Below are 10,728 nucleotides of genomic sequence, written 5' to 3'. Positions count from 1 at the left end.
ATGGGCTCATCCAAGGTGATTGTGGCTATAAACAAGGACCCGGAAGCCAATATCTTCAAGGTGGCCGATTACGGGATTGTGGGTGACCTCTTTGAGGTGGTGCCCCTGCTTACCCGGGAGTTTAAAAAAATACGGGCGGAACAAAACCAGTAAGGGGCGGTTTTAACCGCCCCGTCATTCATTTACTGGCAATGGCTTAAAAATTACCTGAAGAAAGGTAAACCCTGTTTTAACGGTGACAAGCTTGGGTGCGACTTTGAGCCCGGTGGCCTTGGGCTTGTCCCCGGCCTTTGCCGCTCTGGTGGCAAAACTACAAAGCCCGTACCCCCATCTAATGCCGATCCCGATAATAACAATAATAACAAAATCTGGCTATAAATAGTACAGGGGATTTTGCGCGCCTTTGCAAAATGAAATTGATCCAGCCGGGTAATTTTTATCTTGTCTTTGAGATTGTATTTTTATACAATCAGTTGTATAATTATAAAGCATTCCCTTATAGAAAGGAGTCTTAAAGGGTGACCTGGAGCCCCGGCCCTTCGGGCTGCCCGGGTTGCACCAGACGGTTATGGTTATTAAAGCAAGCATTATCGGGGCCACCGGCTATGCCGGTGCCGAACTGGTCAGGTTGTTAAGTGCCCACCCGCAGGTGGAGCTGGTGGGATTGACCACCCAGAGTTATGCCGGCAAGGCTTTCTGGGAGGTTTACCCCCACCTTTACGGGTATGTGGACCTGGTTTGCGAGGAGCAAGATTTGCCGGCCCTGGTGGCCAGAAGCGACGTTATATTTACGGCCCTGCCCCACGGCCATGCCATGGCCGTGGCCCGGGAAGTCATTGATGGGGGAAAAGCCCTGGTGGACCTGGGAGCGGATTTCCGCCTCCACGACCCTGTAGTTTACCAGGACTGGTATAAGGTCGAACACACAGCCGCGGAGCTGTTGCCCCGGGCGGTGTACGGCTTGCCGGAGATCCACCGGGACGAAATCCGTTCCGCCCGGCTGGTGGCCAATCCGGGTTGTTACCCCACCAGCGTGATTCTTGCCCTGGCTCCCCTGTTAAAAGAGGGCCTGGTGGAAACCGGTACCATTATCATTGATTCCAAATCCGGCGTTTCCGGGGCCGGGCGGGGGTTGTCCCTGAACACCCATTATTGCGAGGTTAACGAGAGCATCAAGGCCTACGGGGTGGCCGTGCACCGCCACACCCCTGAGATCGAGCAGGAATTAAGCGCCCTGGCCGGCAAAAAGGTGCTGGTTTCCTTTACCCCCCACCTGACGCCCATGATCCGGGGTATTTTGAGCACCATCTACGCCCGGCTGACCCGGCTGAAGAGCACGGAGGAAATTTTGACCCTCTACCGGGAATTTTACCGGCAGGAGAAGTTTGTCCGGGTGTTGCCCGCCGGCATGCTGCCGGCGACCAAAATGGTGGCCGGCTCCAACCACTGTGACATAGGCCTGGTGGTAGACCGGCGTACCGGCAGGGTGGTAATCATTTCCGCCATCGATAACCTGATCAAAGGAGCCGCCGGCCAGGCGGTCCAGAATATGAATATAATGTTCGGGCTGGCGGAGGATACGGGGCTTTACGGTCCGGGGGTATATCCGTAGACAATTTAACGACGTAGTGAATAAGGAGGAATGCTGGCTTGGCCAGAACATGGGAAGAGAAGAGCGGCGGTGTCACTGCCCCGCAGGGTTTTCTGGCCGCGGGAGTGGCTGCCGGGGTGAAGTATAAAGGAAGACGGGATATTGCCTTAATTTTTTCCGAGGTTCCGGCCCGGGCTGCCGGGGTGTTCACCACTAACCTGGTGAAGGGTGCCCCTGTGCTGGTCACCATGGAGCGTATAGCGAGGGGGCGCGCCCGGGCGGTGGTGGTGAACAGCGGCAATGCCAATACCTGCAACGGGGAGCAGGGTATCAGGGATGCCCGGGCCATGGCGCAGGAAACGGCCCGGGTATTGAATATTCCCGAGGAGGATGTCCTGGTGGCCTCCACCGGGGTCATCGGCCAGCCCATGCCCATGGACCGCATTCTGCCGGGTATTGCCGCTGCGGCCCGGGAGTTGAGCTCCGGTGGGGGCGCGGCCGCCGCTGAGGCCATTATGACCACCGATACCGAGCCCAAGGAAACCGCACTTTCCGTTACCTTAAGCGGGTACACGGTAACCATCGGGGGTATGGCCAAGGGTTCCGGAATGATTCATCCCAACATGGCCACCATGCTCTGCTTTATTACCACCGATGCGGCCGTATCCGCACCCTGCCTGCAGGAAATGCTGCGTCATGCGGTGGACCGCAGCTTTAATATGATCAGTGTGGATGGGGATACCAGCACCAATGACATGGTCCTGGCCCTGGCCAACGGCCAGGCCGGTAACCCGGAAATTACCGCCGAAAATGAAGATTATCACCTGCTGCGGGACGCCCTCACCGAGGTATGCACCCGGCTGGCCCGGGCGGTGGCCAGGGATGGCGAAGGGGCCACCAAATTGCTGGAAGTGAAGGTGATCAATGCCGCCAGCGAAAGGGATGCCCGTCTGGCCGCCCGGGCAGTGGTGGCTTCCAACCTGGTCAAAACGGCCATATACGGTCAGGATGCCAACTGGGGGCGCATTATCTGCGCTGCGGGTTACTCGGGGGCGCACTTTGATCCTGACCGGGTGGATATATACCTGGGTGATATAATGGTGGCCAGGGATGGGGTGGCTTTATCCTTTGACGAGGAAGCAGCCTCGTCTGTGCTGGCGGGCCGTGAGGTGCGGGTGCTGGTGGATTTAAAGTCGGGAGAATATGAGGCCACGGCCTGGGGCTGCGACCTGACCGGCGAATATGTGAACATTAATGCCAGCTACCGGACATAACGGCCTGTTATCCTGGGTTTTTAAGGATAAGTAAACCGGGGGAGGTATCTGATTGCTCAGCGCACAGGAGAAGGCGGCCATCCTGGTGGAGGCCCTGCCTTACATAAAGAAGTTCTACGGCAAGACCGTGGTCATCAAGTATGGCGGCCACGCCATGGTGGACTGCGGGCTGAAAAAGGCCGTGCTCACCGATGTGGTTTTAATGAAGTACGTGGGCATGCACCCGGTAATTGTCCACGGCGGGGGACCGGAAATTACGGCCATGCTCCAGAAGCTGGGTATCGAATCCCGCTTTGTGGGCGGCCTGCGGGTTACCGACGAGGAAACCATGGAAATAGTGGAAATGGTCCTGGCGGGCAAGCTGAACAAGGAAATCGTCTCCCTGATCAACCGCATTGGCGGCAAGGCGGTGGGCCTTTCCGGCAAGGATGCCTGCCTGCTTCAGGCGGTGAAGAAACCCGGCAGGGTATACCAGCCCGACGGGACGGTGGAAATGGTGGACATCGGCTGCGTGGGGCAGGTGAAAAAGGTCAACCCGGCCATCGTCCATACCTTGATCAATGAGGGCTATATTCCCGTGGTGGCTCCCGTGGCGGTGGGCCCCGAAGGGGAAAGCTACAACGTCAACGCCGATACCGCCGCCGGGGAGCTGGCGGTGGCCCTGGGGGCGGATAAATTAATTATCCTTACCGACGTGGAAGGCATTCTGGAAGATAGGGAAAACAAGGATTCGCTGCTTTCAGTGATCCGGGCGGACGATGTGCCTGATTTAATTGCCCGGGGCATTATTGACGGCGGCATGATTCCCAAGGTGGAGTGCTGTACCCGGGCCCTTTACGGCGGCGTCAACACCACCCACATTTTGGACGGGCGGGTGCCCCACTCCATTTTGCTGGAAGTGTTCACGGATAAAGGCATCGGCACCATGGTGGTCCGGTGAAGCAGGAGGGGAATGGACATGACCAGCGCGGAAATTATCGAGCTTACTGATAAATATGTAATGCGTACCTACGGGCGCCTGCCCCTGGCCCTGGTGAGGGGGCAGGGGGCACGGGTTTGGGACGCGGAAGGGAAGGAGTACCTTGACTTTGTGGCCGGATTGGCCGTTTGCTCCCTGGGCCACTGCCACCCGGCGGTGGTGGAGGCCATAGCCTCCCAGGCCCGGAAATTGATGCATGTATCTAACCTGTACCATATTGAACCCCAGGCGAAACTGGCCCAATTGCTGGTGGAAAATTCCTGCGGGGACCGGGTGTTTTTCTGCAACAGCGGTGCCGAGGCCAACGAGGCGGCCATCAAGCTGGCCCGGAAGTACGGTAAAATTCACGGCGGGCAGGAGAAATACGAAATTATCACCGCCCTGAAGTCCTTCCACGGCCGCACCCTGGCGGCCATCACCGCCACGGCCCAGCCCAAGTACCAGAAGGGGTTTGAGCCCCTTCCGGCGGGGTTTAAATACGTGCCCTTTAACGACGTGGAGGCCCTTTCCCGGGCCGTAAACCCCAGCACCTGCGCGGTGCTGCTGGAGCCGGTGCAGGGCGAGGGCGGGGTGAACGTGGCCACGTCCGAATACTTAAAGGCCGCCCGGGAGCTCTGTGACCGTTACAATGCCCTGCTGATCTTTGACGAAGTGCAGTGCGGCCTGGGGCGCACGGGCAAGTTCCTGGCCTACCAGCATTACGGCGTGGAGCCGGACATTTTTACCCTGGCCAAGGCCCTGGGCGGCGGGTTCCCCATCGGGGCCATGGTGGCGAAGGAAGAAGTGGCCGTCGCTTTTAGCCCCGGCGACCACGCCTCCACCTTCGGGGGCAACCCCCTGGCCTGTGCGGCCGGGCTGGCAGCCGTGGGATGCCTGCTCAATGAGGGCGTCATTGAAAATGCCGCCCGGGTGGGTGCTTATCTGAAAGACTGCCTCCTGGAGCTGGCCGGCCGGTTTTCCTTCGTCAAGGAAGTGCGCGGCCTGGGGCTGATGCTGGGTATGGAACTAACTGTCGAAGGCAAGGAGATCGTTGGCAAATGCCAGGACCGCGGTTTGTTGATTAACTGTGTGGACAATCACATCCTGCGCTTTATTCCCCCCTTGATTATCACAGAGGCCGAGGTGGACGGGGCCGTGGAAATCCTGGCCGGCGTCCTGGCTGAGATAAAACAGTAACTTTTGCAGCAGGAGGATAACCATGCCCAGGCGAAAGGACATCAAAAAAGTACTGGTCATCGGCTCCGGCCCCATCATTATCGGGCAGGCCGCGGAATTTGACTATGCCGGCACCCAGGCCTGCCGGGCCCTCAAAGAGGAAGGGGTTCAGGTGGTGCTGGTGAATTCCAACCCGGCCACCATCATGACCGACAGCCACATGGCCGACCAGATCTATATCGAGCCCCTCACCTGGCAGACCGTGGCCCGCATAATCGAGCGGGAGCGGCCCCAGGGCTTGCTGCCCACCCTGGGCGGGCAAACCGGCTTGAACCTGGCCGTGGAACTGGCCCGGCAAGGGGTGCTGGAAAAGTACGGCGTGGAACTGCTGGGCACTTCCCTGGACAGCATCCGCCGGGCCGAGGACCGGGAGTTGTTCAAGGAAACCATGCTGGCCATAGGCGAGCCGGTGCCCCCCAGCACCACGGTCACCAGCGTGGAGCAGGCTTTAGAGTTTGCCCGGGAGATCGGTTACCCTCTGATCGTCCGGCCCGCCTATACCCTGGGCGGTACCGGGGGCGGTATGGCCACAGGCCCGCAGGAGCTGGAGGCCATCGTCCACCGGGGGCTGGTGATGAGCCCCATCGGCCAGGTGCTGCTGGAAAAGAGCGTGGCCGGCTGGAAGGAAATAGAGTACGAAGTGATGCGGGACGGGGCCGACAACTGCATCACCATCTGCAACATGGAAAATATCGACCCCATCGGCATCCACACCGGGGACAGCATCGTGGTGGCCCCATCCCAGACCCTGGCCGACAAGGAATACCAGCTGTTGCGCTCCGCCGCCCTGAAGATCATCCGGGCCTTGGAGGTAGAAGGGGGTTGCAACGTCCAGTTTGCCCTGGACCCGGAAAGCTTCCGCTATTACGTGATTGAGGTCAACCCCCGGGTGAGCCGTTCCAGCGCCCTGGCCTCCAAGGCCACCGGTTATCCCATAGCCCGCACGGCGGCCAAGATAGCCATCGGCCTGAGGCTGGACGAGATCATCAACCCGGTGACGGGGAAAACCTGCGCCTGTTTTGAGCCGGCCCTGGACTACGTGGTGGTCAAGATACCCCGCTGGCCCTTTGACAAGTTCAGCAGCGCGGACCGCACCCTGGGCACCCAGATGAAGGCCACCGGCGAGGTCATGGCCATCGACCGCACCTTTGAGGGAGCCCTGCTCAAGGCGGTGCGCTCCCTGGAAATTGGCGTGGACAGCCTGCAGTGGAAGGGCTCGGGCAGCTGGAGCGAGATGGAACTGCAGCAACTGCTTTCCCGTCCCAACGACCTGCGCTTGTTTGCCATTGCCGAAGCTTTCCGCCGGGCCTGGGCCATGCGGGAAATCTTTCAACTCACGGCCATAGACTACTTCTTCCTGGAGAAAATAAAAAACATCGTGGTTCTGGAAGGAGAGCTGCGGGCGGCCGGCAGCGAGCCTTCCCCGGAGCTTTTGCGGCGGGCCAAGGCCTGCGGCTTTGCCGACAGCCATATCGGCCGCCTGACCGGTTTGGATTTTGACCGGGTGCGGGCGTTGCGAAAAGAATTCGGCATTGTCCCGGCCTACAAGATGGTGGATACCTGTGCGGCGGAATTTGAAGCCGCCACCCCCTATTATTACTCCACGTACGATACCGTGGACGAGGTGGCGGTATCCTCCCGTCCCAGGGTGATCGTCCTGGGCTCGGGGCCCATCCGCATCGGCCAGGGCATCGAATTTGATTACTGTTCGGTTCACTCCGTGTGGGGTTTGCAGGCCGAAGGGGTGGAGGCCATCATCATCAACAACAACCCGGAAACGGTGAGTACCGACTTTGACACCGCCGACCGGCTTTATTTTGAACCCCTCACCCTGGAGGACGTCCTCAACGTGGTGGAAAAGGAAAAGCCTCTGGGGGTGATCGTCCAGTTCGGGGGCCAGACGGCCATCAACCTGGCCGGGGAGCTGGCGGCCCGGGGGGTGAAGGTGCTCGGTACGCCGGTGGAATCCATTGACGCCGCCGAGGACCGGGAAAAATTCAGTGCCCTTTTGTCTCGCCTGGGCATTCCTCAGACCGAGGGGGGTACCGCCTTTACCGTGGAACAGGCCCGGCAAATTGCCGAGGGCTTGGGTTACCCGGTGCTGGTGCGGCCTTCCTACGTGCTGGGCGGGCGGGCCATGGAGATTGTCCACAACACTTCGGAACTGCTAAAATATATGGAAACGGCGGTGCAGGTTTCACCGCACCACCCGGTGCTGATCGACAAATACATCCGGGGCCGGGAAGTGGAGATCGACGGCATAGGGGACGGCCGGGACATTTTTATCCCTGGCATCATGGAGCACATCGAGCGGGCCGGGGTGCATTCGGGGGACAGCATGGCCGTTTACCCGCCCCAGAACCTCACCCCGGCGCAAATAGAGCAGGTGGTGGACTACACCCTGCAGATTGGCCGGGCGCTGAAGGTGTGCGGGCTTTTAAACATCCAGTACGTGGTGGCTAAAGACGGCATCTATGTCCTGGAAGTGAACCCCCGGGCCTCCCGGACCGTGCCCATTTTGAGCAAGGTGACGGCCGTGCCCATGGTGCAGGTGGGCACCCGGGCCATGCTGGGCAAAAGGCTGGCCGAGCAGGGTTACGGGTCGGGCCTGGGCAGGATTTCGGAGTATGTAACCGTGAAGGCACCGGTCTTTTCCTTTGAAAAGCTGGGCGAGGTGGAAATTTCCCTGGGGCCGGAAATGAAGTCCACCGGGGAGGTCATGGGAGTGGACCGCACTTTCCCCCGGGCACTGTACAAGGCCATGGTGGCCGCCGGTTTAAGTCCCTTTTCGGGTATAAACCGCACAAAATCGCCCGGTGGGTCTGCTCCTTCCGCGCCAAAAGCGGTGCTGGTTTCCCTGGCCGACCGGGATAAAATTGAAGCATTGCCCGTGATCCGCCAGTATGTGGCCCTGGGTTACACTCTTTACGCCACCAGTGGAACGGCCAGGGCCATTGCTGCCGCCGGCATTCCCGTGCAGGAAGTGGAGGATGTGGCGGGCCTGTTGCGTTCGGGCGCGGTGAACCTGGTCATCAACACTCCCACCCGGGGCAAGCACCCCGCCCGGCCCGGCTTCCGCCTGCGCCGCACCGCCGCCGAGTACCGGGTGCCCTGCCTGACGTCCATGGATACCGCCCGGGCGCTGGCAACGGTGCTGCAGTGCCTGAAGCAGGGGGAGGAGCCGGAGCCGGTAAGCGTGCGGGAATTTACCGCGGGGATGCTGGCCCGGGAGCGTGAGGCCTTACCGTGATTCCGTTATCCTTATGTGTTAAATGTTCAGTAAAACCGAACCCGTAAAGGAAGGGATAATCCAGTGAAGGAAAATTTTAAAGGCCGGGATCTGCTTTCCCTGCATGATTTCACGCCGGAAGAGATTATGACCATCCTTGACCTGGCCGATGACTTGAAGTCCAAACAAAAAAGGGGTATTCCTCACCCTTACCTGGCCGGGAAGACCCTGGGCATGATCTTTCAAAAATCATCCACCCGCACCCGGGTTTCCTTTGAAGTGGCCATGTACCAGCTGGGGGGCTACGCCCTGTACCTCAATGCCAGCGACCTGCAGCTGGGCCGGGGGGAGTCAATTGCCGATACCGCCCGGGTGCTTTCCCGCTACCTGGACGGGATTATGATCCGCACCTATGCCCAGGCGGATGTGGAGGAACTGGCCCGTTACGCCGACATCCCGGTAATCAACGGCCTGACCGACCTGCTGCATCCGTGCCAGATCCTTGCTGATTTGCAGACCATCCGGGAACATAAAGGCAGGCTGGCCGGCTTGAAGCTGGCCTATGTCGGGGACGGCAATAACGTCTGTCATTCCCTGCTTTTCGGCTGTGCCAAAACAGGCATGCACATCAGCGTGGCCTCACCCCCCGGCTACCAGCCCAGGGCTGATATAGTGGAGAAGGCCAGGGCCGACGCTTCGTCAACCGGCAGCCGTATCGAAATTCTTACCGACCCGGTGGCGGCGGTTGCGGGGGCGGATGTGGTGGTCACCGATGTCTGGGCCAGCATGGGACAGGAACAGGAAAGTGAACAGCGAAAGAAGGTTTTTGCCCCCTACCAGGTGAACGAAGAACTGGTGCGCCACGCCAGGCCGGACTTTATCTTCTTGCACTGCCTGCCGGCCCACCGGGGTGAAGAAGTAACGGCGGAAGTCATCGACGGACCCCACTCGGTGGTCTGGGACGAGGCGGAAAACCGCCTGCATGCCCAGAAGGCCGTACTGGCCCTGGTGATGGCGTGATATGTTCCGGATTACGCGCATGCCGCTCATCCTGGCCCTGCTGGGGGGCGCGGGCATTGTGGTCCTGGCTTTTATTAACCGGGACTTTGTCCACCTGCCCATCCACCTGGGTGCCTGGTTTACCGGCATAACCCTGGGCTGGGCCGTCATGTACTTGCTATGGCTGAGGAGAAAGGAGCGTTAGTATGAAAAAAGTAGTATTAGCCTATTCGGGAGGGCTGGATACATCCATCATCATCCCCTGGCTCAAAGAAAATTACGGCTACGAAGTCATTGCCATGGTGGCCGACCTGGGGCAGGGTGAAGAACTGGCCCCGCTGGAGGAAAAGGCCATTAAAAGCGGCGCCAGCAAGATATACATTGAGGACGTAAAGCGGGAATTTGTAGAAGAGTACATTTTCCCCACCTTACGGGCGGGGGCCGTTTACGAGGGCAAGTACCTCCTGGGCACCTCCATGGCCCGTCCTTTAATTGCCAAAAAGCTGGTCGAGGTGGCCGAAAGGGAAGGGGCGGAGGCCGTGGCCCACGGAGCCACCGGCAAGGGGAACGACCAGGTGCGCTTTGAGCTGGCGGTGAAGGCGCTGAACCCCGACCTGAAGATAATCGCCCCCTGGCGGGAGTGGGACATCCGTTCCCGGGAGGATGCCATTGACTACGCCCAGGCCCGGGGGATTCCCGTTCCCGTGACCAGGGAACGCCCTTACAGCATGGACCGCAACATCTGGCACTTGAGCCACGAAGGAGGGGACCTGGAGGATCCCGCCAAGGAACCGCCCGCCGACGTGCTCCTGCTGACCACGCCTCCGGAAAAGGCTCCGGACCGGCCCACTTACGTGGAAATTTATTTTGAAAAGGGCGTCCCCAGGAAAGTCAATGGCGAAGCCCTGGACCCGGTGGCGCTGGTGGAAAAGTTAAATGCCCTGGGGGGTGCCAACGGTATAGGCGTGGTAGATATGGTGGAAAACCGCCTGGTGGGGATGAAGTCCCGCGGTGTATACGAAACCCCCGGTGGTACCATCCTCTACCTGGCCCACCGGGAGCTGGAAAGTATATGCCTTGACCGGATAACCATGCATTTCAAAGAATTGGTGGCCGCCCGTTATGCCGAGCTGGTGTATGACGGCGTGTGGTTCTCTCCTTTACGGGAAGCCCTGGACGCCTTTGTGGAGGTAACCCAGCGTACGGTGACCGGCACGGTGCGCATGAAGCTCTACAAGGGTAACTGCACCCCCGCGGGGGTTAGTTCGCCCTATTCACTCTACAATCCGGAACTGGCCACCTTCAGCCGGGATGAGATTTACAATCAGGCCGATGCTGCCGGGTTTATAAACCTTTTCGGTTTGCCTTTAAAGGTGCGGGCGTTAATGGAAAAGAAGGCAGGTTTAAGGTAGACTCTGGTATATCCATTTATAACTTTCAG

The 10,728-nt window shown here is 59.5% G+C and carries 8 protein-coding genes and 1 pseudogene; all 9 read left to right on the top strand.

What is annotated here, in order from left to right:
• Positions 1-153, top strand: a pseudogene (locus tag D7024_RS12740) (electron transfer flavoprotein subunit alpha/FixB family protein); the annotation flags it as partial.
• Between the two features lie 415 nt (positions 154-568).
• Positions 569-1,612: an N-acetyl-gamma-glutamyl-phosphate reductase gene (gene argC / locus D7024_RS12735; protein ID WP_121452581.1), complete on the top strand. Its 1,044-nt coding sequence runs from the start codon at positions 569-571 to the stop codon at positions 1,610-1,612.
• Positions 1,613-1,650: 38 nt separating this feature from the next.
• Positions 1,651-2,865, top strand: a complete 1,215-nt coding sequence (argJ, locus tag D7024_RS12730) for a bifunctional glutamate N-acetyltransferase/amino-acid acetyltransferase ArgJ (RefSeq protein ID WP_121452133.1) — start codon at positions 1,651-1,653, stop codon at positions 2,863-2,865.
• Positions 2,866-2,917: 52 nt separating this feature from the next.
• Positions 2,918-3,805 (top strand): acetylglutamate kinase, encoded by an 888-nt coding sequence (gene argB / locus D7024_RS12725; protein ID WP_121452132.1) that lies wholly within the window; start codon positions 2,918-2,920, stop codon positions 3,803-3,805.
• 18 nt (positions 3,806-3,823) lie between these two features.
• Positions 3,824-5,020 carry an acetylornithine transaminase gene (locus D7024_RS12720; RefSeq protein ID WP_121452131.1) on the top strand — a complete coding sequence of 399 codons (1,197 nt, stop codon included), beginning with the start codon at positions 3,824-3,826 and terminating at the stop codon, positions 5,018-5,020.
• A gap of 22 nt (positions 5,021-5,042) precedes the next feature.
• Positions 5,043-8,309, top strand: coding sequence for a carbamoyl-phosphate synthase large subunit (carB, locus tag D7024_RS12715; protein ID WP_121452130.1), 3,267 nt, complete (start codon positions 5,043-5,045; stop codon positions 8,307-8,309).
• Positions 8,310-8,372: 63 nt separating this feature from the next.
• Entirely contained in the window at positions 8,373-9,308 is a 936-nt protein-coding gene (argF, locus tag D7024_RS12710; protein WP_121452129.1) for an ornithine carbamoyltransferase, read from the top strand.
• Position 9,309: 1 nt separating this feature from the next.
• Complete coding sequence (locus D7024_RS12705; protein ID WP_121452128.1) at positions 9,310-9,492, top strand: hypothetical protein; 183 nt, start codon at positions 9,310-9,312, stop codon at positions 9,490-9,492.
• Between the two features lies 1 nt (position 9,493).
• Positions 9,494-10,699: an argininosuccinate synthase gene (locus D7024_RS12700; RefSeq protein ID WP_121452127.1), complete on the top strand. Its 1,206-nt coding sequence runs from the start codon at positions 9,494-9,496 to the stop codon at positions 10,697-10,699.
• Positions 10,700-10,728: the final 29 nt, after the last annotated feature.

The sequence above is a fragment of the Desulfofundulus salinus genome, from assembly GCF_003627965.1.
Taxonomy (GTDB): domain Bacteria; phylum Bacillota; class Desulfotomaculia; order Desulfotomaculales; family Desulfovirgulaceae; genus Desulfofundulus; species Desulfofundulus salinus.
The sequence above is the reverse complement of the archived record's forward strand: the minus strand, read 5'-3'. Positions and strand labels throughout refer to the sequence as shown.

Coding starts and splice junctions, on each gene's coding strand:
- D7024_RS12700 (WP_121452127.1), top strand. CDS start 9,494: ATGAAAAAAGTAGTATTAGCCTATTCGGGAGGGCTGGATACATCCATC.
- D7024_RS12705 (WP_121452128.1), top strand. CDS start 9,310: ATGTTCCGGATTACGCGCATGCCGCTCATCCTGGCCCTGCTGGGGGGC.
- argC (WP_121452581.1), top strand. CDS start 569: ATGGTTATTAAAGCAAGCATTATCGGGGCCACCGGCTATGCCGGTGCC.
- D7024_RS12720 (WP_121452131.1), top strand. CDS start 3,824: ATGACCAGCGCGGAAATTATCGAGCTTACTGATAAATATGTAATGCGT.
- carB (WP_121452130.1), top strand. CDS start 5,043: ATGCCCAGGCGAAAGGACATCAAAAAAGTACTGGTCATCGGCTCCGGC.